Here is a 22,136-nt window from a genome sequence, read left to right on the forward strand (position 1 = left end):
TTATTTGCTATGCATTCATGCTTAGGTGATTGCTTAATGAACAAAGTTGAAACCTCCCGACAGGAGACCGCCCGATGACAGCTCATGCCCTGCGCACGCCAAATCAGTTGCAGCGCGTCCTTAGTGCGGATGATGTCGAGGCACTGGCCATCGGGGCGTGGATACTGGGCACCGGCGGCGGGGGTGATCCCTATCACAAGCTGCTCAATTTGCGCCGCCTCTACAAGGACGGGCACAAGATCACGCTGGTCGATCCAATGGCGCTGGCCGACGATGCGCGCGTCGCGGTGGTGTCCAACATGGGCGCACCAATCGTCGGGCAGGAACGTCTGGCCGACCCCGAATTTTCCGCCCGTCCCGTGCGCATGATGGAACAATATCTGGGCGAAAAGTTTGACGCGATCATGGCGCTGGAGATTGGCGGCGGCAACGGGTTGCAGCCTTTGCTGATCTCGGCGCTGACCGGCCTGCCGGTGGTGGATGCCGACACGATGGGGCGCGCCTATCCCGAGGCGCAGATGACCTCAGTCGCTGTGGCGGAACTGAAATGCTACCCGTTTGCGATGGCCGATATCCGCGACAACGAAGTGGTGATCCCACGCGCCGCATCCTGGCGCTGGATGGAGCGGATCAGCCGTAAGGTCTGCACCGAAATGGGGGCCTCTGCGGCGACCTGCAAGGCACCGCGCTCCGGCGCCGAAGTCAAGCAGCACGGCATTCTATACACCACCTCCAAGGCGATCCGGCTGGGCGAAACGGTGCTCGAGGCCAAGCGCACCCATTCCAATCCAATCGACGCGGTGCTGACGGCCTCGCATGGCAAGCGCATGTTCACTGGCAAGGTGATCGACGTGGACCGCATCGCAACCGAAGGCTTTCTGCGCGGCAAGGCCACGCTCGAAGGGCAGGACGGCGACCTTGGCCGCGAGATGATCGTGCATTTCCAGAACGAATTCTCGGTGGCCTTTCTGGACGGTGAGCCGGTGGTGATGACACCCGATCTGATCTGCCTGCTCGACAGCGTATCGGGCGAAGGAATCGGCACCGACATCATCCGCTTTGGCCAGAGGATTTCGGTTCTGGCCCTGCCGGGGCCCGAGTGTTTCCTGTCGGACAAGGGCCTTGAGGCCGTGGGGCCCGTGGCCTTCGGGTTCGACATCCCCTTCACCTCAGTATTCGGAGACGAGGTCGTAAGATGAAGCGGATCGGGATCGACGTTGGCGGCACCAATACGGATGCCGTGCTGATTGACAATGACCAGGTGATCGCCGCGATCAAAACGTTCACCACGCAGGACGTGACCACCGGTGTGCGCGTCGCCCTCAAGGAGGTGGTCGAGGCCGCCGGGCCTGCTGCCGATGCGGTCGAGGCGGTGATGATCGGCACCACCCACTACACCAACGCTGTGGTTCAGCGCCGACAGTTGGACCGGGTTGCGGGCATTCGCGTCTCGCTGCCCGCCTCGGCCAGCCTGCCCCCGTTTTGCGACTGGCCCGAGGATCTGGCCGAACAGGTCAACCACGGGGCCTATCTGGTGCATGGCGGGCATGAATATGACGGGCGCGACATGGTGCCGATGCAGGACATGGAAATCGCCGAAGTCGCCCGCAAAATCCGCAAGGATGGCGTGAACCGGGTGGCTATTTCGGCCAGCTTCTCGCCCCTGACCGCCGCCTGCGAGGAACACGCCGCAGACATCGTGCGCCAGGAACACCCCGACGCCCATATCACGCTCAGCTCGTCGCTGGGGCGCATCGGCCTGCTGGAGCGTGAGAATGTCGCGCTGATGAATGCCTCGCTGATCGGGCTTGCCTCGGACATCACGCAAGCCTTCAGCGATGCCGTGGCCGCAAGCGGTCTGAACGCGCGTCTCTATATCACGCAAAACGACGGGACCGTGGCCCATGCCGATGCCGCGCGCGACTTCCCGGTCTTTTCCTTTGCCTCCGGGCCCACCAATTCGATGCGCGGCGCCGCCCTGTTGACCGGGCGCAAGAACGCAATGGTCTGTGATGTGGGCGGGACCACGGCCGATGTGGGTTGCCTGATCAACGGCTTCCCGCGCGAGGCCAACAACGTGGTCGAAGTGGGCGGCGTGCGCACCTTGTTCCGGATGCCAGACCTGCTGTCGATTGCCATCGGTGGCGGCACCAAAGTGTCCAGCGACGCGCACGAGATCGGCCCGCACAGCGTAGGCTACAGGTTGGGGACGCAGGCGCTTGTCTTTGGCGGTCAAACTCTGACCTGTACCGACATTGCCGTCGCCGCCGGGCTTGCCGATGTGGGGGATCCCGCGCTGGTCAAGCATCTGGACAAGGGTTTGATCACCCGCGCCCTTGCCACTGTTCACGAGCGTATCTCTGAGGCCGTCGACCGGATGAAGACCGATGCAACCCCGGTGCCGCTGCTGGCGGTTGGCGGTGGCGCAATGCTGATCCCCGAAACGATGCCCGGGATCAACGAAGTCGTCCATGTGGAACACGAGGCGGTCGCAAATGCCGTGGGCGCAGCCATCGCGCAGATTTCAGGTGAAACGGACCGTATCTACCGCGATGTCAGCCGCGAAGAGGCCATCGAGAACGCCAAGACCGCCGCCATCGCCCAGGCGATCAAGGCCGGCGCTCAGGAAGACACCATCAAGGTGATCGAAGTCGAGGACCTGCCGCTCAGCTACCTGCCCGGTCAGGCATTGCGTGCCCGCGTCCGCGTCGTGGGTGAGGCCGCATCCTGACGGCCCGCCTGCGCGCTCATGTCGTCTGACCGCCCAGCAGCACATAGCCCATGTCGTGACAGGCAATGCCGCTGCGCCCGTTCAGGCGTCGGATGATCTCAGAAGCGGCCAACTGCCCGGTTTCAAAGCGTTTTGTCTGGATGGTGGTCAATCTCAACGGCATGTTCTGGCCCACCGCAAGGCCACTGAACCCGGCAATTGCCACGTCCCCCGGAATATCTATGCCGCTTTCGATGCAATGGATCATTCCGCCGATGGCCGTCGTGTCATTGGGAAAAAACACGGCATCCAGTTTCGGATTGTCCTGCAGCATGCCCTTTAGCCCTTCCTTGCCGCGCAGAAAGTTCGGCGGGCTGTCATAAGGGTCAGGGGGCAGAAATTCATGCCCATGTTGGTGGATGACGGACTGAATTTCGCTGAACCGTTCGGCAGCGGCGATATCGCGCTCGTTCCAGCCCAGAAATCCAAAGCGTCGGTAGCCTTTCGAAATCACATATTGCGCCAGATCATGCGCCGCCTTGCGATGGTTGATCCCGATGTTGATGTCGATGGGGGCCGCACTCAGGCTCATGATCTCCACCACAGGGATATCGGTGTTGCGCAGGATGTTGGTGGCACGCTCGGTATGGACCGCGTTTGACACAATTATGGCCGCCGGACGCCAGGACATCATCGACACGATCAGGGATTCTTCCTTGTTCAGATCGTAGTCACTGACGCCCACAACGGCATGATACTCCACCCGTTCCAGTTCAGAAGTGATGCCGGTCATCACCTCGGTGAAGATATTGTTGGTCAGCGACGGGATGATGACGGCGACCTGATTGGATCGGTTTTCAGCCAACGATCCGGCCAGCTTGTTTTGAACATATCCAATTCTTTCAATTACTTCCTGAACTTTTTGTTGGGTCCTTTTTGAAACAACCCCCTTGTCGCGCAAGACACGCGACACCGTCATTTCAGACACTTGGGCAACCTCGGCAACGTCGCTCAGGGTCATTCGTCGTTTCTGCGGCATAAAAGCTGACCTAATAGTTAGCGGCTGACAATCTAACAGTAGATTAGTCCCCGTCTTTGCGTATCGTAAAGGGTCAGAGGGGGGATCATGGGTCAGAAAATTGCGATCATTGGTGGATCAATTGCCGGGACGATGGCGGCAATCCTACTGTCGCGCGCCGGTCATTCGGTCGACGTCTTTGAGCGGTCGCGCAAGGGTCTTGTGGGTCGCGGCGGCGGGGTCACAACCTCGCGCCGGGTGCTCAATGAAATGAAGGCCGCCGATATCCTCGACGAGAATTTCCCGTCGATGCCCTATTCCGAACTGCAACTGTCCAAGGTCACGGATGCCACCCAACAATTCGGTCACTGCCCGCTCAGCGTGCCGCTGGACATGCGCTGCGTGCACTGGTCGGGGATGTGGGAAAACATGCGGCGACGCCTGCCCGACGACATTTATCACAACGACATGCAATTGCTCACCGCAGATCATGACGGCGACAGCGTCAGGATGACATTCGCCGACAGCGACGCGCGCCACGCGGATATCGTCCTGTTTGCCGACGGCTATCACTCGCTCGGGCGACGGATCATGTTCCCCGAGGTTGATCTGGAATATCGCGGCTATACCGTCTGGCGCGGCGTGGTGCCCGAATCTCAGATCGAACAGGTCGATCAGCTGGCCGTGCACCCTAGGTTTTCGCTCAGAAATCAAAAGGGCAGCTTTATTTCCTACATGATCCCCAGCCGCGAGGGATCAGAGCAGGTCGGGGACCGGCTGTTCAACTGGGCATGCTATTTCCCGCTGGCGCAAAGCGAGTTGGCGGATTTCATGGTCGACAAGGACGGCGTGTCGCGGGTCGGAACAATTCCGGCAGGCTACATGCGCGCCGAACAGGATGATGCGCTTAAATCGATGATCCGCGACAACCTGCCGAAGTATTACGCCGACATTGTCTGCAGTTCGACCGACAACCAGATCCAGCAGATCTATACCTCTGACCTCCCGGCCTATCGCAAGGGGCGGATGTGCCTGATGGGAGATGCGGGCATCATGGTGCCGCCACTGACGGGCGCGGGCGTGTTCAAGGGGTTCACCAATGCGCGCGATCTGACCCGTGGGCTGGCGACGGACGCACCACTTGACGACATCCTCAGCGACTGGTCCGCGCAACAAACCAAAGTTGCCGTGTCCATGCTCAACATGGGTCTGGACATGGAAGACGCATTCATCTGGAACACCATCGACCTTGCCACGCACAGCCCACAGGACTGCGCGGCATGGTTTGATAAATCAATCAACATCGCCAAGGAGTTTTCCTATTTTGCTGCCTAAGAAAAGAACCCTTTGATGGCCGGTGTCGTCCTTCGAAACGTGTCCAAGTCCTATGGGAATGTGACCGTCATTCCCGATTTGTCGCTGGACATCGAAGAGGGTGAGTTTGTCGTATTTGTAGGCCCCTCGGGCTGCGGAAAATCGACAACCCTGCGGATGATCGCCGGGCTGGAAAAGGTCAGTTCCGGTCAGATCGTCATTTCGGGCAGGGACGTGACATGGGCCAAGCCCAAGGAACGCGACATCGCGATGGTGTTCCAGTCCTACGCGCTTTACCCGCATATGAACGTGGCGCAAAACATGTCCTTTGCCCTGCGCCTTGACCGGCGCCCCAAGGCCGAGATCGAGGAACGCGTGCGCATCGCCGCCGACATGCTGGAACTGACGCCGTATCTTGATCGCAAACCCAAGGACCTGTCGGGCGGGCAACGCCAGCGGGTTGCGATGGGACGTTCGATCGTGCGCGACGCCTATGTGTTCCTGTTTGACGAACCGCTGTCCAATCTCGACGCCAAACTGCGCTCGACCATGCGCACGGAACTGGCGTTGCTGCATAAAAAGCTCGACCGCACAATGATTTACGTGACCCACGACCAGATCGAGGCCATGACCATGGCCGACCGGATCGTGATCATGAAAGACGGCCTGATCCAACAAGTCGGCACGCCCAAGGATGTCTACAACGCGCCGGTGAACACCTTTGTGGCGACCTTCATCGGCTCTCCGTCGATGACGCTGGTGCCTGCAGAACTCAGCGAGGACAACGGGCAACTGCATGTGCAGGGTGCAGGTTTCAAACTGCCGGTGCCGGATCGACTGAAAGACACCGCCAATCGCGCCACCGGACGGCAGGTCACGCTGGGCTTGCGCCCTGAACATTTTGCCGCCGAAGCCCGCAGCGACGCCTTTGCCCCCATCGATCTCAAGGTGAAAGTCGCCGAATACATCGGCTCCAGCCAGTTTCTGGCGGCGGATATGGGCGGGCAGGACATCACCGCCGCCGTCGAAGTCGGCCCCGAAGCCGACCGCATGTCGGACGGGCAGTACTTTTTCGACACGTCACGGCTTTACCTGTTCGACAGCAATTCCGGGGAGGCCCTCTAGCACCCCAACCGCATGCAACGTTTTGCATATCAACCAAAGTCAAAATCTAACGGGAGGATAAAGATGACTGGACTATTCAAGAAAGGGGTCGGTGCACTGGCCGCACTGACCATGAGCACGACGCTGGCGTTTGCCAATCCGTATGAGAAATACGAAGGCACGACGATTGTCGTGTCATGGCCCGCGCTCAGCCACTTCATCAAGGCCGAAGAGCTGATCGAGGAATTCACCGAGGAAACCGGCATCGAGGTCGAGGTGGACGCGCTGCAATACCTCAAACTGCGCGACCGGCAACTGCTGGAGATGTCCAAGGATGAAGGCGAATATGACGTCGTGTCCTGGGTCGTGATGTGGAAAGGCGAATATGTCTCCAAGGGTCTGCTGACCCCGCTGAGCCAGTTCTACACCAATGGCAGCCTTGTCGATCCCAACTATGACATCAACGACATCGCCGATGCCTACCTGCAGAATGGCGGCATTGTCGGTGGTCACAAAGGCTATATGCCGGGAAAATCGGGCGCCATGTATGGTGTGCCGTTCGGGGCAGAGACTTCCATCCTCGCCTATCGCAAGGACATCTTCGAAGAGCAGGGCCTTGAGGTTCCCGAAACCTATGACGAATTGCGCGACGTGATGGCGAAACTGCACGCCGCTGGCATCCCGGCACTGACCTCGCGCGGCAAGACAGGCCACCAGGTCACGGCGGGTTGGCTTTTGCATCTCGCACCTCTGGGCGGCAAGATCTTTGATGACAACTGGAACCCTGTGATCAACTCACCCGAGGCGGTTGAAGCAGCACAGGTAATGCGCGAAGTCGTCAAGACGGGCCCTGCAGGCATCCCCACCTTCGGCTTTGGCGAAGCGGCGGCTGCCTTCCTGCAAGGCGAGGCCGCGATGCACCTTGATACACTCAAGATCGCTGCGATGTCGCGCGATCCCAAGCTGTCCAAGATCGACGGCAAGGTCGGATATGCGCTGCACCCCGTCGGGTCGCGTTGCGGGTCGGAAACGGGTGGCTTTGCCGCCGGCATCCCGGCCAACAGCCAGAACAAAGAGGCGGCCTTCCTGTTCCTGCAATACATCACCTCCAAGGCAGGCGACCAGCGCATGGTTGAACTGGGCGGCGATCCGGTCCGGATTTCCACGCTGCAAAACAACACCGAAGGCTTTGACGAATATCCCGTCGTGGCCGAGCAGCTGCCCTGCGCCGACCCCGACTGGCGTCCTCTGATCCCCGAGTGGAACGAGCTGAACATCGACGTGCTGGGCCAGGCCCTGACGCAGGTCATCACAACAGATGATCCGATCCAGCCGATAATGGATGCCGCCAACGAAAAAGCCCGCGCCATCATGGAGCGCGAAGGCTACTACGTCTGGCAGTAATCTGAAAAACCCCGGCGGGGCCCTCGTGCGGGGCCTCGCCACCTTTCCTTTCCACACAATTCGGGACGCGGCGGAACAGAATGGCTCATGCTGACATGGATACGCAACGCTTGGACCTGCCCGAGCCGATGCCACAGCCGCGATTTCAAGCAGGCTTTATCACGCCCTACGCCTTTATCTTTCCAGCCCTGCTGGTGATGCTGGGCGGACTGCTCTACCCCGTTTTCATGGCGATGTATCTGTCGTTATATGACTGGCAGATCGGCCTTGACCTCGAAGACGCGCCCTTTGTCGGGCTGACAAATTTCTCGCGCATGCTGACTGACCCGCAAGTCTGGGAAGTGCTCTGGGTCACCATGCGCTTTGGCTTCTGGACCATCACCATCGAAATGACCCTCGGCGTCGCCCTTGCCCTGCTGCTGGAAAAACCGATCCGCGGCGCGTCGGTGTTTCGCACGATCTTTATCCTGCCGCTCATGGTCTCTCCGGTGGTTGTCGGCCTGATCTGGCGCTACCTGTTCGATGCGCGGGTGGGCTGGATCAACTACTATCTCGGCGCGTGGTTCGGGATCGAACCGCAGATTTGGCTCGGGGATGCGCAACTGGCCTTCTTTGCCATCGTGTTCACCGACATCTGGCAGTGGACGCCGTTCATCTTCATCATCGTGATTGCAGGCCTGCAGGCCCTGCCGTCCGAAGTGGTCGAAGCCTCGACCATCGACGGGGCCAACTGGTGGCAGCAGGTCTTTCTGGTCAAGCTGCCGATGATCAAATCGATCCTCGTGATTGCCCTGTTGATGCGTCTCATCGACGTGTTCCGCGGGATGGAGGTCATGCTGATCATGACCGGCGGTGGCCCGGGCCGAAGTACCGAGCTGTTGTCCCTGCACATCTACAACCGTGCCTTTGAGACCCAGCAACTAGGCTACGCGTCGGCCATTTCCGTACTTTTGATTGTCATAGTGTTCGCGATCTCGACCCTGATCCTGACGATGGCCAATCCCATGAAATCAAGATCGGACGTCTGAGATGAATGACACTTTCTCGCGTCAGCTGTACCACTATTCCGCTCTGGTCGTTCTGGCCTTCATGGCGCTGGCCCCGATCTGGGTGATGCTGGCCACGTCTTTCAAGAACGACATCGACGTGCAATCTGCTGAACCGCTGTGGCTGTTTTTTGTGCCCACGCTGGAAAATTACGAATACATCATGACGCGGGGCAAGTTTGACCGCTATCTCACCAACTCGATCATCGTCGGTTGCGCCTCAACCGTGATGACGTTGTTGTTGGGTGGGTTTTGCGCCTACGCGCTGGCGCGGCTTGATTTCAAAGGGCGCACGCTGATGGCGAATTCGACGCTGATGGTGCGCATGGTGCCCCCGGCGGTGCTGGCGGTGCCTGCCTTTGCATTCGTGATGATCTCGGGCGTGGACAACGACCTTGCGGTGCTGACCTTTCTATACACCGCGCTGAACCTGCCTTTTGCGATCTGGCTGCTTTTCGGGTTTTACAAACAAATCCCGGTCGAGCTGGAAGAGGCGGCGGTCGTCGATGGTGCATCGCCCTTGCAGGTGTTCTTCCGGGTGCTGTTGCCGCTGATGAAGTCAGGCTATGCGGTCGCGGGCATCTTTACCTTCCGCATTGCGTGGAACGAATTCATCCTCGCCCTGCTGCTCACCGGGCGCACCACGCGCACGCTGCCTGTGGCGGCCTCGGGCTTTATCACAGACACCGGCGTTGAATGGGGGCGGATCATGGCCATGGGCACGCTGATCGTAATCCCGCCGCTTCTGTTCACCTTCTTCGCCGCGCGCCAGATCATCGCCGGTATGACGGCAGGCGCCGTAAAGGGCTGACATGTGGGAGTGGCTGAGCGCACCAATTGACCCCGCACGCGCCCATGAGGTGGGTCTGCTGGTGTCCTGGCATGCGCGCATGATGGTGCTGGCCTGGGGCGTTCTGGCCCCATTGGCGGTCATCTTCGCCCGGTTTTTCAAGATCATGCCGCGCCAGAACTGGCCGGTCGAGCTGGATCACCCGTTTTGGTGGCGATGCCACTGGATCGGGCAATCGGCTGTGTTTGTGCTGTCGATCGTCGGCTTTGCCCTCGTCCTGCCCCCCGATTTTCAGGCGCTGAGCACGCACACCGCGCTGGGGTATCTTTTGCTGCTGGGCTTGGTCGCGCAGGTGATGCTTGGCATTTTTCGCGGCAACAAGGGCGGCCCCACCGAGTTGCGCAAGCAAGGCAGCATGCGCGGCCATCACTATGACATGACGGGTTGGCGGCGCATGTTCGAATGGCTGCACAAGTCTCTGGGATACGCGCTACTGGCCCTTTCCGTCGCCGTTATCGCGCTGGGGCTTTGGAAGGCAAACGCGCCGCTATGGATGTGGGGCGTTCTGGGCATCTGGTGGTGCTTTCTGGTCGGGCTCTACTCCGCCTTGCAAAAGCGGGGCATGGCCGTGGACACTTATCAGGCCATTTGGGGCCCCGACCCGTCCCATCCCGGCAATCGCCTGCCCGCCCCCGGCTGGGGTGTACAGCGGCCCGCCAACTTGCTTAGTGGCACCGGTGCAGATGTCGACAACCTGATGCCCGACGGCCAACACACTGCCCCGAAATAGCAACCGCGACTAGCCCGACTGCTCCCGCCATGCCGCAAGGATGGCATTTGCCATCGCGATGTCCTGCGCGGCAATCCCGGTAAGGTCGGCTATGGTGACTTGCGCAGCATCCTTCCGGCCACGCTCCGGGTGTTCCAATAGCGCCCCGATCTCGTGCAACTCACCCGGTTGGATCAACCCGGCCGCGGCGGCATGGGATACCTCACCATGATCCACACATTGCGCCACCAGATCCACGGCCAGAACATCGGCGCGCGCCACCAATGCGACGTCCAACTCCTGTTTGCCCGGCGCATCCGCACCAACGGCGGTGATATGCGTGCCCGGCAGCACCCAGTCCGAGCGCAAAAGGGGCGCAGTGGACCCGGTTGCGGTGATGATCACATCCGGCTGCCGCACCGCAGCCTCCAGATCATCCACGCCCGTGACATCACAGACCGGGGCCATCTCCGCCACCAGCTCAGCGACCTTGCGCGCATCCCGCCCCCAAACCTGAAAGGACAGCCGCGACATCAACGCGGCATGCGCCTCGATCTGTCGGCGGGCCTGCGGGCCTGTGCCAATGACCAGCGCGCGCCGACTGTCAGGGCGCGCCAGCGTGCGGCTGGCGATCGCGCCGCCCAGGCCCGTCCGGATATCCGTCAGCATCATTTCATCATGCAGCATGGCCTCAACCGCGCCGGTTTCAGCCGACAGCACAAGGACCAGACCATTGCCCGTGGGCAGCCCAATCGAACCATTGCCGGGAAACCCGGTCGCAACTTTGATCACGAAGGTCGGATCATCCGCCATATGCCCATACTTGATGTGACAATCCGCATCGTGCTCGGGAAAGGTAATGTGGCCCACCGGGGGCAGAGTCACATCGCCCCGACTTGTCGCGCGATACGCAGCCTCAATGGCCCGGGCCGCCACCGGCAGATCGATAAGCGCTTCGATTTCGGCGCGGCTTAGGCTAATCATCTGCAAACTCCCCACACAGGTGCCCTAACCCTATGCCAACATTGCCGGATTTTCGACTGGAAACGCATTTCTCAAAGTGGGAATTCAAGGCGCGTTACCACATGACCGCCTCTGACGCTGAATCGATGTCGATGCAGGATCTGCTGGCCATGGCCACGCCCGAAGAACGGGCAGCGTTCGAAGGCATGTGGCTGGGCTATACCGAAACCTTTGGTGCGCCGGACCTGCGCGAACGGATCGCGGGCACCTACCAGCGGCAAAAGGCATCAGACATCCTGTGTTTCGCAGGCGCATCCGAAGGCATCTTTGCCGCCAACAACGTGATCCTCGAGAAAGACAGTCATGCGATCATGGTCACGCCAAACTACCAGTCCCACGAAACCCTGCCGATCGCCATAGGCGAGGCCACGGGCGTGCCGCTTGATCCAGAGGACAACTGGTCGCTCGACATCGACCGCGTCGCCGATGCGATCCGACCCAACACGCGGCTGGTCACGATCAACTTCCCCCACAACCCGACCGGAACCATCCTGCCGCTCGATCGCTATCACGCACTGGTCGAGCTGTGCCGCAAGCACGGCATCTACATCCTGCATGACGAAATTTTCAACGGCCTCGGCGAAACCAGCGCACAGCACCTGCCCTACATTGCCGACATCTACGAGCGCGGTCTGTCCCTGAACGTCATGTCGAAATCCTACGGCCTGCCCGGTCTGCGCGTCGGCTGGATCGCCTGTCAGGACAGTGAAATCCTGTCGAAAATGGAGCGGCTGAAACACTACCTTTCGATTTGCAATTCGGGCCCAAGCGAGCGTCTGACGATGATCGCCCTGCGCAACAAGGACCGCATCTTCGCGCGCAACTGCGCCATCGTGGACGAAAACCTGCCCAAATGGGACGCCTTCTTTGCCCGCTATCCCGACCTCTTCGAATGGACACGGCCCGCCGGGTCCTGCATGGCCTTCCCGCGTTACAAAGGGGCCGACGGGGTCGAAGCCTTTTGCCAGTCCCTGGTCGAAGACAGTGGCGTCCTGTTCCTGCCCAGCACCATCTATTCCTCAGACCTCGGCCCAACCCCGCAAGACCGCTTCCGCCTCGGCTTTGGCCGCACGGGGCTGGACGAAGGGCTCGCCGCACTCGATGCACACCTGATGCAAAACAGACCCGCGACGTGATGCAATTGGCTGGTCTGAAAAGGTCCGCCTGCAGATAAGCCCACGAAAACAGCTCCATAAGGGGTTGAATGAGCGCCAACAGAATTGAATGAAAATGGTGGGTGGCGGACACCTCTGTAGAGAGTTCGAACGCCGTTCTTGATATTTTGGGGGAATGGGAAGCGCATCTCAAGGCTTCTGGTTTCGAACCTGATGACTTTGGCGTGGATAACTTCGCATCCCCGGAGGAGCCGCAGCCATGAAGCACCCATATGTCGCGACGCTCACTTCAAAATTCAGGAACGCCGGCGCGCCTTTGGCCCCGAAGAAAACACGAAAGAAACGGCCTTCGCCGATCTCTTTCCGTGTGACGGACGATGAACGGGTGCAGCTTCAGGATATGGCTGGCCGCACACCCATCGGCACGTATGTGAAGGCTTGTCTGTTTGAGGGCAAAAAGCCCCGCAAATCCCGTCAAGCAAATGTCGTCAAAGACTACGAGGCCTTGGCACAAGTGCTCGGTACCTTGGGCCGAAGCGACGTCTTCCGAAATTTGAACACGCTGATTATTCAAGCCGAAGCTGGGAACCTTAACCTGTCAGACGAGCATGTCCGAACGGTCCTCGCAGCCTGCGCGTGCATCTCATCTATGCGCGCGGATTTGATCCGCGCTCTGGGATTGAAGGCCGACTGATGCTCTTTGTAGGCAACCAACGCGGCGGCGGGCGTGACTTGGCGCTGCATTTGATGAAAGACGATAATGAACGCGTCGAAGTGCATGACATACGAGGTTTTTCCTCGAATGATTTGGAAGCAGCCTTCAAAGAAAGTTTCGCCGTCAGTCGCGCCACAAAGTGTAAACAGCATCTATTCTCCTTGTCCATCAACCCGCCCCCAACAGAAAACGTCAGCGATAAAGACTTTGAGGACACCATAGCCCGAGCTGAGCGGACACTGGGACTATCGGGTCAGCCTCGCGCCATCGTTTTTCACGAAAAACAGGGCCGCGATGGCGAAGTTCGCAGGCACGCGCACGCGGTATATTGCCGGATCAAGACGGACGAGATGAAAGCTGTCCAGCTCTCCTTCACTAAAGACAAGCTAATGAAGTTGAGCCGTGAGATTTACCTCGAACGAGATTGGCGGATGCCGGATGGCATGTTGCACAAGCCTGATCGTGATCCGCGAAAATTCTCTTTGGAACAGTGGCAACAAGCGAAACGGGCAGGCAAAGACCCTGAAAAGCTGATCGGCATATTCCAAGATTGTTGGTCGGTTTCTGACAATGCGGCCAGCTTTTCACATGCTTTGGACGAGCATGGATATGTGCTTGCTAAAGGACGGCGTGGATTTGTCGCGGTGGATCATGAGGGCGAAGTCTATGCGGTATCCAAATGGACAAAGAAACGCGCCAAGGAAGTGCGTCAGAAGCTTGGAGAGGCAGACAAACTACCAACAGTCGATCAGGCGCATGAGAAAGCCGCTACACGCGTCACAGACCGCCTGAAAGAGATTCAAGCTGAAAAAGATCAAGAAGAGCGCTTGCGACTGGATCGATTGGTGGCGGCCCAAGATCGGCAAAAACAGATGCAAGACACAGTCAAAGCGCGAATACTGGCGAAGCAACATGAAAAGCAAGTCGCGGAATCTCAGGCCCGAGAAGATCGTTTGCGCAAAGGCTTTTGGGGGCTGCTGGATCGTATCACCGGTCAACGAAGACGTATGCTTCAAGAAAACGACCTTGCAGCTAAACTGGCGCAAGAACGCGATGAAAAACAACGTCAAGGGCTTCAATCTCGGCAATCCTCTGCACGGGTGCAAGCTCAGCAAAAATCACAATCCATCAAAGAGCAATTTGCGTCTGTGCAAAATGAGCTTCAGCATGATGTGAAGCGCTTAGAACCAAAGGACAATGAGGCACAGATTAGGGCTACGCAGAAGAGATTGGCTCAAAATCGCAACCGAAGACGGGAAAGAACGCGTAACCGAGACGGGCCAAGTTTAGAGCGTTGAAACCGCTCTAAACGTCAATCCCGAGAACGTATTTATCTCTGTGGTACAGCACGACGTCTTGGAACGCTTCGCCCCATGGGTCACCATATTCGGCGACATAGACTTCCGCAATTTCGATGATGTCAAAAGGATCGACCTCCGTCGTGTTGACGATGCGGTCGAACTCGCGCCACATGAAGCGATATCCACGTATGTGACGCATAGCGCCTTTTGTATCGGGCAAGTCCCTCACTTCGATGGTCAGTTCGGCCTCAATTTCCTTTTCAGTCAAAAAATACATATGTTTACCACTTTCTCATAAATCGTGCCTTCAGAGCAAATTTGGCAACAGCTGCCATCTACCCCGTTTCGCTTTGAACCCTTGCCAAGCGGCGAGCGTCCCACAAAAAAGCCGCGCAAAGTTGCGCGGCTGGGACGGCTCGATCAAAGGCCAGGGATGGGTCAATGCTCTTCTCGGGAGACCGCGAAGCGGCGGCAAGAGCATTGACCCACGGCCAGAGGCGTCCCTGGGTTTGATGTAAGCTAGTAAGGAGGGTTTTAGGCGTTTTGGGTTCTAAATTGCTATCGCGAGCGCTTCTGATCGAAGCTTCGCTGAATAGACTTCACCTCACGCGCATTCCGCAGTCTTGTTTCGATTTCCTTTATGCGGGCCAGTTTTGCTTCGTCTACTTGTTGATTGACCTCCTTCTCGGTTGTTCCATTTGGCGTCAACTCGATGGCTTTTTTGGGCTTCGCCATGGAATCTAAGAGTTGTTGGCGTTCCAATTCAGATGCAGGCGTAGGCATGCTGGCCTTTTCGAATGCCTGCGACGTTGCACTCGAGCGGGCGTCCTTATCATCGTCGATCAAAGGGGGTCACCTCTCAAAATCAGGGTCAGGATCGTATTTTCCGGCGAAACGCGTGTTTGGCTTGAAGTAAGGAACGCGTTCAAGGAGCATTGCAGGGTTGCCTGCCTCTATCACATATTGGCGCAGCTCGCTCGCCTTGAGATCTTTTTCAACATCATCCGCTGAACGCAGAGGTATGGTTTCGCTGGATCGAGTGATGCTGGCCAGGCCACTCATAGGTCGGTTACCGAGGCGTTTGGAAACATAGTCTTTGGTCACGTCATCAGTTGTCGAGAAAACCTGCATCGCGCGCGAGTTGGCAATGAAGGCATTGAAGTCGTTTTTGTATTTCTCCTGCAAGCCTTTCAAGTCCTGGATAAAGAGCCACAGAACCAAATTATACGATGCCATGGTCGCAAAGGCTGTCGGGATTTCCGGCATGTAGTCCAGCGCCAAAAACTCATCGATCATCATCAGTACAGGCACATCGGCTCTGCCGCCATCTTCCATTGCATCCAGCATAAGATTGATAAAGAGGCGGATGATCCTGTTTTGCCGCGTGAGTTGGCGCGGTGGGATGATCAAATAAACTGTGGTGGGCTCATTCTTCAAATCAGAGAGCTTGAAAGAAGCGTTGGACGTAACCTTGCGCATAACGTCACTGGAGAGCCATTCTGTGTGCTTATCCGCGTTGGACATGATGCCCAGCATTTCATTTGTTTCCGAGCCGCGAATATAGCGCATTGCCGCATCCTTTGCGTAGCCGCCAGCCTCTTCATTGAAGGCCATCTCCGCCCACATGCGATCCTGTTCTTCTGGCAAGCGTTTGATGAGATCGCGCACCGCGTGCAGCTTCTTCTCACCTCCGGAATGGCCGCTCACGACATGAGAGATGAGGCCCGCAATGATCGTGCGCGCGCCATCGTCCCAATGTGGTTCTCTGGTGTTTTCATCACGGATCACAAGTGCGTCGGCGATGCTTCCTATGCGCTCACGGATCGTATCGCGGCTGGGATCAAGATCGGCGAAGGGATCGAAACTGTCACCATCTTTGGTCACATAGCCAAACGGGTCGATGAGATAGACTTTATGACCCATCTTGCGACGGGCTTCCGCTGTCACACGAGCATTGGTGCCTTTAGGGTCAACAACAACGCACGAGCCTTCCCAGAGAAGCAAATTGGGAATAATTGCCGATGCCCCCTTACCACCGCGCGATCCGGCCACGGTGATCATATGGGCTTCGCCACCCAAACCGACTTCGTCAAACGGGTTGTACATAGAGCGGCCCATGTAGAGCTTTCTCTTCCCGTAGGGTTTTCCCCACTCCTCGAACATGCTGGTAAAGCGTGCTGAACCGCCAAAGCCGAAGCGCCCTTCATCCAGAAATCGAATGATGCGCCCATAGACATAGGCAATTTGTGTTTGCCCTGAAAATTGGATGGCGAGCCAGGCGGCAAGGGATAGAATTGCCAGCCACCACCAATGCGCTAGAAATGTTGCTGTAACTCGTTCGCCGTAGGGATCGGGCGAGTCAACAATGATGGGCTCTTCGGGCACAAACAAAGGGATCCTATCCAGTGTGACTTCAGGATAGAACGCTGGATCAACCGGTGGAAACGCTGACATATCAACGGGCGGTTCTGTGTAGTCGATAGCGTTCACTTGCGCAGCAAAAGCACGCGTTACACCGTCGCGCCGCGCCTTGATTTCGTTCTTCTCATCAAAGAGAGGAGGAAGCGTTCGCAGTTGACGCGATAAGCTCACAATGGAAGGGACAACAAGTAGTCCCCCGGACGCATCACGAAGATCGTTTGCTTCAAAGTTCAACCAAACGACAAACGCGATGCATAGGTCAAAAATCCTGAGGCGCTTAAGTTCATCGATGTTGCCTGCGCGCGCCAGGTCAACACAATCAGAATTGACGTGAACGCGCTCAAATGCATCTAGTTCATCGCTAATGATCGAAGCAAGTTGGCGACGTTTGACTGCATTCAGTTGAACACCAAACTGCCGCTGCAAAGCGTCCGCAAAAAGGCCAATTTCACGCCGGAATACTTCATTACCATTATGCGCCAATGGGTTCGCCGTGAAGAACGCTTGAAATATTGCTTCGTTCTGACGTTCACGAGCATCCAAGCCCATCAGAACTTCATCACGTTCCTCATTGAGTACATTTTCCAGTCGCTTCCGCTCAGTCTCAATGCGTACACGCCGTTCTTGCTCTGCCGCCGCGATGCGATAGCGCCTGTCAGACTGTGCATTCGCTATTCTCTCTCTACGGCGGGTGACCTCTGCGTCGAACCGATTGCTCTGGCGTACTCGCGCTTCCCGCATCCTTTGCGCTTGAACCCGATCAACCGCGTTTTGGTAGGTTTCAGAGCGCTCACCTGCTGGCGATGCAGCCATAAAGGATACCCCACCCGCGAAGACGGGGAGCGACATAGCAATGGCAAACGTCAACCACTGAACTCGCCTGTAAAGCTTAGTTGGGTTGTAGCGACCGACACCCCCACCAAAGGCGAAAACAAGGAACTCCCATATTTTGCTAACAATGACCCAGTAGAACAGAAAGGTTACAAGAAAGCTGAGCGCCGCACCGACAACACCACCGCCGAAAAATGCACCTGCATCACCGACAATTGGAATGGTCAAAGAACCGCTGGCAAGGAAAAGCGCAAGCGCTCCGCGAAAAATACCACCAGTGGAGAATGTCATCTTTTAGACGTCTACCGTACCCAACCATCGGCCCGTGTGAAAGTATACGCGACAAGTGTGGCTTCGCTTGAAGTCCAATGACAACTTTCGCACTGCGATCAAGCCGTTATGGAATGGGGTAAGGAACGGGATAGCTTCCAACAATCAATCCACGGCCGCTTTGACCGTAAAGAAGTGAAGCCGCGTTGAAAAAACTGGACATATAAAACCTTTCATTCTGGATATAGTATACCAACTTACTGAGGAACTCAAGCGAATCTCTGCGTGTCGCCAGCAGCTTGCACATTGACCATCAATCTGTGTTCCAAGCGTTTTCAGCTTTGGCGACTGCCCTTTTTACTCTTCTGAGCAACACGTCTTGCAGGACATCATCAGGCCGCTTCTGCAACCATGCGTGCGCTCGCTTGAGCCATGCAAGCCCATGATCTATATCATCGAACAACAAGGCAGAATTCAGGCCGGTTTCGACCATTCTAATGTCAATTTCCATTGGTCCGTCGGGGGCATAGTAAGTATAAAAGCGCTTGTAGAAATCAAGATCGAAACCATTTTCCGATATTTCATTCAACCTTTGACGACTCCCACCCCTTTCGATGAACTCGAGCGCGTACGACATTGCATTGTTGTAGGCCACCGCCTTTTCTCGTTCGGGGTTGCCCCGCTCTTTGTCAGCCGTCGTTATTGTCAATTGGTCAAGGCCGTATGTTGCCGAGAACGCATTTGCTAGCTTAGTCAAAATTTGATCCGTGACTGCTTGAGATGCGTGGTTGACAGGCCCGCTTTCCTGTTCGGAAAAATCAGAGTAAGCTTGACTAAGTTCCATCGATTGCAACCAGTATAGATAACCTAGTTGGCGCGGTATTATTGACTCAAAAATTGAGCCTTTTCCGACCCAATCACTTCTATCCATGGCGGTGTGCGCTGTCTCAAAATAGACTTGAGCTGCGCGTAGTTGATGAGTATTTCGAAAAATCTCTCCGAGCCTAAGATTCAGAATGGGGTCATTTGCATACGCAGACATTGACGCAATGTCGAAATAAATCCTACGCGCTTTCTCAAAGTACTTTCTTGCTTCTTTGCTTGTGCTGTCTTCAAACCTATAAGAAGCGCCTCCAATTTGCTGACTGGCCAGTTGGCCTTGCCAATAATAACCTGCGGCAATTTCCATATCAACCATATACCGAAATTTACTAACGCTTTCCTCGTTTTGAACACAGCTATCGCTCCATGCTTTGTCAAAGTCCTCAATTGATGTGCACATTTGGCGAAAGCCGCTCGCCGCTGCTTCAACACTTTGCTCGTCCGACAAGTTAGAGAGAACGCTGTATGTCGACACAATCTCTTCCCGAAGAGTAGAGATTGCGCTAGCCGCATTTTCAGGCAAAATATCCTGTATCTTGTCAAGAACAAGGAGCGCTCGCGAGGAAGCTGAACCTTTTGCCGTTTCCACCGAATGTTCGAACAACAACTCGAAATAAGCCCGATCCGCTGCTTCGGAACCAACATCCAGTTGATCTTTGAGGTTACCCAACAAGATTTGCCCCATCCGTTGCCGAATTGAGCTATCTTCCATATCTTGCAATCGCCGGTTCTTATATATCAATCTGTGCTCAACCTCGCCCCAAATATCCTCGAAAACGGTCCGAAGTTGAAATTCAACAGGTATTGTTTTGGCTTGCCCACCAACGTAGACTAGGCCGTTTACTACAATGTGAACAGAGGAGTACTTAGTATCTTTGCTATCCAGCTTTACAAAACCATCAGGAAACCCGTGATGTTTAAAAAATGATTTTAGCTGTGAAAAAATTGCGAGGTAGCTTTCCTCCGAAACGTTGGTTTTGTAGACTATGATCTCTTTGACCCCTTCGACCAAAGATTCTCCAGCCAAGATTGATGTCGGCTCCGAATGGAACTTATTAAGGAAATCTACGAAGCTACTAACTAGAGATGTGAGATCCTGCTTGAACAACACTAGAAAGCGGAAGCCTACGATGTCAGTTACACATTCTAAGGTATAGTCGACGTCTCCCTCTGCCCTCTTGGTCAATACTTTTTCGACCAAACTTCCGGCTGTTTTGATACGAGATTTGACGCTGTAAGATTGATCAAGAATGCTATTAGAGCCAAATTCCAACGCGTTGTTTATCAATCGCAACATCTTGTCGGCGCCAACAAGCATTTTGTTCGCGTCTCTCATCAAACGACGCCGTTCACTTTCAAATTCGTCCATTCCAACCCGCTGTTAATCTAGTCTATGATGTTCAAACAAACATTCCCCGGATGGAATGGTTATCAGGAGTAGACTAGTAAGCAAGTCTTTTTACGTTGTGCGGGCGAACTCCGCGACAAAAATTGGTTGAGATGTGACTGAATTGGTGGTGACGATTTGCGTGCCAAATGCTTGGGGGATGCAACGGGGGCGTTGCCCCCTTGCCGAGGACGGCTTAGCCGCCCACAGCACAAAGGCGGGGTCGTACCCCGCACACCTTGCGCATAGCGTTTGGGGACTTGCTGCAACTCACATACAGATTTCGGTCTGGGATAATTGGCAACGGTACGATTGGGTCACTGATCAAATTTCACTTCCTCAGACTTTGCTTCGTAGTAGCCGCGCAGTATCGAATGGTCGGGTATCCTCGGCGGGATTAGTCCTCGGGATTTGGCTTGCTCAATGATTTTTGCGTTTGGGTCCGATTTGCGCGGGATTTGCCCTTTAAACACTAGCTCTTTGATCGAGAGGCTCAAAACGCTTTCCAGGTCGGAAATCGGATCGGCCCCGTATTTTCGATAGTACTTTGGATACTTGCTTGAATCATACACGTCCGGCGCTCCACCATGAATGACAGCCGCCCGTAGCTGCAAAATCTCACGTAGTCTCTTGGAGTCTACAGTCTCTCCCGTAACTGAGAGAACTCCATCAATCACGCTGCCAGTAGCATTACTCACGTGCCCGAAGAGAGCATCGAGTGCCATACAATGAATTGGAAACCTCTCTTCAGGTCGCTGCGGCCACGCACGAAAAAAATACTCTAGCGCCTTGAGTCCTCTACTCGCGGACTTCTCGTTGGACACCAGCATTTCGGACACAAGATCAACCCAGCCCTGGTCCGTTTCTTCGATTTGAACTTCATATGCACAGGGAGGGGTATGTCGTTTATCAAAGTTGTAGCTGACGCTATCATGCTTGATAGTAAAAGTACCTCCGAACACCTTACGCATCGAGAACGTGTAGCGGTACTGAGGGAGAATGGATAAGGCCATAGCCCCCAAAATAGATGAGCGAAGCTTAAGCGCATGTTGGTGGTTCGGTGAGTAAATGCCGAGCCAAGCGCCTGGAGAGTTTTTCTTTCCTGTAAAGCCCTTGCTGGGAGGAAAAGTGGTAGGGTCCAAGCGATCCGCAAACTTCTGCCCAACATCGAAAGCATCACGAGCTCGGGGGTTTGAGAAGAAGAATTTTGAGGTCTTCACGCGGCCTTCGACCGAAACAGGAACAAGCGGAAATAACACTAGGTCGTCTTGTGGTTGGAAGATGTTACTTTGCATCATCACAAGCGCTAGCGTTAACTTTTCCGCATCTGTGATCCACTGACTGTAAGGTTCCACATTCTGAAAGTCGTAGGCCGCTCGCCTTATATACCAAAAATTTTCTGACAAAAATCTTTTGAGAAGAGAGGAAATCTCGTCAAGAGACAGAGCATGCAAGTAATTTGGACCATTGCTGCGAAGAAATAGTGATGCCAAGTTTAGCTCAAAGTGATGATAGTATATCTCGGTTGCCATAATTGCTTCAGATGGACTAGCACCGGGTCTGCGAAACTGAAAAGAAGCCAGCGCGCCATCATTCCCCATTACGTTCGTAATGGAAGCGAGAAGCAATTCGACTAATTTATTACATGTAATCAGTGACATAAATACTCATGAATGGGTCGCTACATTAAGGCGAGAATAACATGTCAAACGATCTATGGCACGCAAAAGGGTTCTTTCCAACACTCCAAACCTGCTGGCCACTGGCGCTTAGGTGTTCGCCATTGGCACGATCGCGGAGTGCTTCGATCACACCGTGCTCGCTCATCTATCGAGGACGGATAATCTTGCTGCCACTCTTCCTTTCTGTGCGTATGCCATATCGGATGTTTTCACGGATGTTTTCACGGATGGGGTCTAGCGAACTGTGCAACTTTCGTATTTCCGATTTGTTAGGCTTTATGGATCTGTCGCGGTTTGATGCCGCTCCTTTGATAGCATTTACTGCAACAAAGGAGACCGACTATGGGACCGAAA

General features: G+C 55.8%; 18 protein-coding genes and 2 pseudogenes. 12 read left to right on the forward strand and 8 right to left on the reverse strand.

Annotation, left to right across the window (positions count from 1 at the left end; translation table 11 throughout):
- Positions 1-74: 74 nt before the first annotated feature.
- Both Q1A89_RS16130 and Q1A89_RS16135 read left to right on the forward strand, forming a co-directional pair.
- A complete protein-coding gene (locus tag Q1A89_RS16130; protein ID WP_299730488.1) occupies positions 75-1,199 on the forward strand; it encodes a DUF917 domain-containing protein in 1,125 nt (374 codons plus the stop codon).
- Complete coding sequence (locus tag Q1A89_RS16135; RefSeq protein ID WP_299730491.1) at positions 1,196-2,731, forward strand: hydantoinase/oxoprolinase family protein; 1,536 nt, start codon at positions 1,196-1,198, stop codon at positions 2,729-2,731. The genes Q1A89_RS16130 and Q1A89_RS16135 overlap by 4 nt, the downstream gene beginning before the upstream one ends.
- Before the next feature lie 16 nt (positions 2,732-2,747).
- On the opposite strand, the gene Q1A89_RS16140 is transcribed toward Q1A89_RS16135, so the two are convergent.
- Together Q1A89_RS16140 and Q1A89_RS23520 are read right to left on the reverse strand one after the other, a co-directional pair.
- Entirely contained in the window at positions 2,748-3,575 is an 828-nt protein-coding gene (locus Q1A89_RS16140) for a substrate-binding domain-containing protein (RefSeq protein WP_299730494.1), read from the reverse strand.
- Positions 3,576-3,602: 27 nt separating this feature from the next.
- Positions 3,603-3,749: pseudogene (locus Q1A89_RS23520) on the reverse strand (LacI family DNA-binding transcriptional regulator); the annotation flags it as partial.
- Between the two features lie 87 nt (positions 3,750-3,836).
- Between Q1A89_RS23520 and Q1A89_RS16145 the strand changes: the two are divergent.
- The 6 genes from Q1A89_RS16145 to Q1A89_RS16170 all read left to right on the forward strand — a co-directional run bounded on the left by Q1A89_RS16145 (position 3,837) and on the right by Q1A89_RS16170 (position 10,176).
- Complete coding sequence (locus Q1A89_RS16145) at positions 3,837-5,063, forward strand: FAD-dependent monooxygenase (RefSeq protein ID WP_299730497.1); 1,227 nt, start codon at positions 3,837-3,839, stop codon at positions 5,061-5,063.
- A 15-nt stretch (positions 5,064-5,078) separates the two neighbouring features.
- On the forward strand, positions 5,079-6,167 hold the full coding sequence (gene ugpC / locus Q1A89_RS16150) for a sn-glycerol-3-phosphate ABC transporter ATP-binding protein UgpC (protein ID WP_299730500.1): 1,089 nt from the start codon (positions 5,079-5,081) through the stop codon (positions 6,165-6,167).
- 63 nt (positions 6,168-6,230) lie between these two features.
- Positions 6,231-7,550 (forward strand): extracellular solute-binding protein, encoded by a 1,320-nt coding sequence (locus Q1A89_RS16155; protein WP_299730503.1) that lies wholly within the window; start codon positions 6,231-6,233, stop codon positions 7,548-7,550.
- An 80-nt stretch (positions 7,551-7,630) separates the two neighbouring features.
- Complete coding sequence (locus Q1A89_RS16160) at positions 7,631-8,578, forward strand: sugar ABC transporter permease (RefSeq protein ID WP_299730506.1); 948 nt, start codon at positions 7,631-7,633, stop codon at positions 8,576-8,578.
- Position 8,579: 1 nt separating this feature from the next.
- Positions 8,580-9,407 carry a carbohydrate ABC transporter permease gene (locus tag Q1A89_RS16165; protein WP_299730509.1) on the forward strand — a complete coding sequence of 276 codons (828 nt, stop codon included), beginning with the start codon at positions 8,580-8,582 and terminating at the stop codon, positions 9,405-9,407.
- Between the two features lies 1 nt (position 9,408).
- Complete coding sequence (locus Q1A89_RS16170) at positions 9,409-10,176, forward strand: cytochrome b561 domain-containing protein (protein ID WP_299730512.1); 768 nt, start codon at positions 9,409-9,411, stop codon at positions 10,174-10,176.
- A gap of 9 nt (positions 10,177-10,185) precedes the next feature.
- On the opposite strand, the gene Q1A89_RS16175 is transcribed toward Q1A89_RS16170, so the two are convergent.
- The gene (locus Q1A89_RS16175; protein WP_299730515.1) at positions 10,186-11,139 is read right to left on the reverse strand and encodes an ornithine cyclodeaminase family protein; all 954 of its coding nucleotides are present in this window, start codon (positions 11,137-11,139) and stop codon (positions 10,186-10,188) included.
- A gap of 101 nt (positions 11,140-11,240) precedes the next feature.
- Here Q1A89_RS16175 and Q1A89_RS16180 point away from each other — a divergent pair, with 101 nt between their 5' ends.
- The 3 genes from Q1A89_RS16180 to Q1A89_RS16190 all read left to right on the forward strand — a co-directional run bounded on the left by Q1A89_RS16180 (position 11,241) and on the right by Q1A89_RS16190 (position 14,306).
- Positions 11,241-12,314 (forward strand): pyridoxal phosphate-dependent aminotransferase, encoded by a 1,074-nt coding sequence (locus Q1A89_RS16180; protein WP_299730517.1) that lies wholly within the window; start codon positions 11,241-11,243, stop codon positions 12,312-12,314.
- Between the two features lie 238 nt (positions 12,315-12,552).
- On the forward strand, positions 12,553-12,987 hold the full coding sequence (locus Q1A89_RS16185; RefSeq protein ID WP_299730519.1) for a hypothetical protein: 435 nt from the start codon (positions 12,553-12,555) through the stop codon (positions 12,985-12,987).
- Entirely contained in the window at positions 12,987-14,306 is a 1,320-nt protein-coding gene (locus tag Q1A89_RS16190; protein ID WP_299730521.1) for a relaxase, read from the forward strand. The genes Q1A89_RS16185 and Q1A89_RS16190 overlap by 1 nt, the downstream gene beginning before the upstream one ends.
- A gap of 7 nt (positions 14,307-14,313) precedes the next feature.
- Here the strand turns inward: Q1A89_RS16190 and Q1A89_RS16195 are convergent, their stop codons facing one another.
- From Q1A89_RS16195 to Q1A89_RS16215, 5 genes are all read right to left on the reverse strand, one after another.
- Positions 14,314-14,586: a hypothetical protein gene (locus tag Q1A89_RS16195; RefSeq protein ID WP_299730523.1), complete on the reverse strand. Its 273-nt coding sequence runs from the start codon at positions 14,584-14,586 to the stop codon at positions 14,314-14,316.
- Between the two features lie 281 nt (positions 14,587-14,867).
- A complete protein-coding gene (locus Q1A89_RS16200; RefSeq protein ID WP_299730526.1) occupies positions 14,868-15,155 on the reverse strand; it encodes a hypothetical protein in 288 nt (95 codons plus the stop codon).
- 6 nt (positions 15,156-15,161) lie between these two features.
- Complete coding sequence (locus Q1A89_RS16205) at positions 15,162-17,852, reverse strand: type IV secretory system conjugative DNA transfer family protein (protein ID WP_299730529.1); 2,691 nt, start codon at positions 17,850-17,852, stop codon at positions 15,162-15,164.
- A 292-nt stretch (positions 17,853-18,144) separates the two neighbouring features.
- Positions 18,145-20,082 (reverse strand): RelA/SpoT domain-containing protein, encoded by a 1,938-nt coding sequence (locus Q1A89_RS16210; protein ID WP_299730532.1) that lies wholly within the window; start codon positions 20,080-20,082, stop codon positions 18,145-18,147.
- Between the two features lie 335 nt (positions 20,083-20,417).
- The gene (locus Q1A89_RS16215; protein ID WP_299730536.1) at positions 20,418-21,761 is read right to left on the reverse strand and encodes a hypothetical protein; all 1,344 of its coding nucleotides are present in this window, start codon (positions 21,759-21,761) and stop codon (positions 20,418-20,420) included.
- A 185-nt stretch (positions 21,762-21,946) separates the two neighbouring features.
- Between Q1A89_RS16215 and Q1A89_RS16220 the strand changes: the two are divergent.
- Positions 21,947-22,136, forward strand: a pseudogene (locus tag Q1A89_RS16220) (hypothetical protein); the annotation flags it as partial.

This window comes from uncultured Tateyamaria sp. (assembly GCF_947503045.1).
Classification (GTDB): Bacteria; Pseudomonadota; Alphaproteobacteria; order Rhodobacterales; family Rhodobacteraceae; genus Tateyamaria.

Excerpts from the sequence above, each read along its gene's own strand:
- Q1A89_RS16130 (WP_299730488.1), top strand. The coding sequence starts at position 75 with ATGACAGCTCATGCCCTGCGCACGCCAAATCAGTTGCAGCGCGTCCTT.
- Q1A89_RS16135 (WP_299730491.1), top strand. The coding sequence starts at position 1,196 with ATGAAGCGGATCGGGATCGACGTTGGCGGCACCAATACGGATGCCGTG.
- Q1A89_RS16145 (WP_299730497.1), top strand. The coding sequence starts at position 3,837 with ATGGGTCAGAAAATTGCGATCATTGGTGGATCAATTGCCGGGACGATG.
- ugpC (WP_299730500.1), top strand. The coding sequence starts at position 5,079 with ATGGCCGGTGTCGTCCTTCGAAACGTGTCCAAGTCCTATGGGAATGTG.
- Q1A89_RS16155 (WP_299730503.1), top strand. The coding sequence starts at position 6,231 with ATGACTGGACTATTCAAGAAAGGGGTCGGTGCACTGGCCGCACTGACC.
- Q1A89_RS16160 (WP_299730506.1), top strand. The coding sequence starts at position 7,631 with ATGGCTCATGCTGACATGGATACGCAACGCTTGGACCTGCCCGAGCCG.
- Q1A89_RS16165 (WP_299730509.1), top strand. The coding sequence starts at position 8,580 with ATGAATGACACTTTCTCGCGTCAGCTGTACCACTATTCCGCTCTGGTC.
- Q1A89_RS16170 (WP_299730512.1), top strand. The coding sequence starts at position 9,409 with ATGTGGGAGTGGCTGAGCGCACCAATTGACCCCGCACGCGCCCATGAG.
- Q1A89_RS16175 (WP_299730515.1), bottom strand. The coding sequence starts at position 11,139 with ATGATTAGCCTAAGCCGCGCCGAAATCGAAGCGCTTATCGATCTGCCG.
- Q1A89_RS16180 (WP_299730517.1), top strand. The coding sequence starts at position 11,241 with ATGACCGCCTCTGACGCTGAATCGATGTCGATGCAGGATCTGCTGGCC.
- Q1A89_RS16185 (WP_299730519.1), top strand. The coding sequence starts at position 12,553 with ATGAAGCACCCATATGTCGCGACGCTCACTTCAAAATTCAGGAACGCC.
- Q1A89_RS16190 (WP_299730521.1), top strand. The coding sequence starts at position 12,987 with ATGCTCTTTGTAGGCAACCAACGCGGCGGCGGGCGTGACTTGGCGCTG.
- Q1A89_RS16195 (WP_299730523.1), bottom strand. The coding sequence starts at position 14,586 with ATGTATTTTTTGACTGAAAAGGAAATTGAGGCCGAACTGACCATCGAA.
- Q1A89_RS16205 (WP_299730529.1), bottom strand. The coding sequence starts at position 17,852 with ATGACATTCTCCACTGGTGGTATTTTTCGCGGAGCGCTTGCGCTTTTC.
- Q1A89_RS16210 (WP_299730532.1), bottom strand. The coding sequence starts at position 20,082 with ATGGACGAATTTGAAAGTGAACGGCGTCGTTTGATGAGAGACGCGAAC.
- Q1A89_RS16215 (WP_299730536.1), bottom strand. The coding sequence starts at position 21,761 with ATGTCACTGATTACATGTAATAAATTAGTCGAATTGCTTCTCGCTTCC.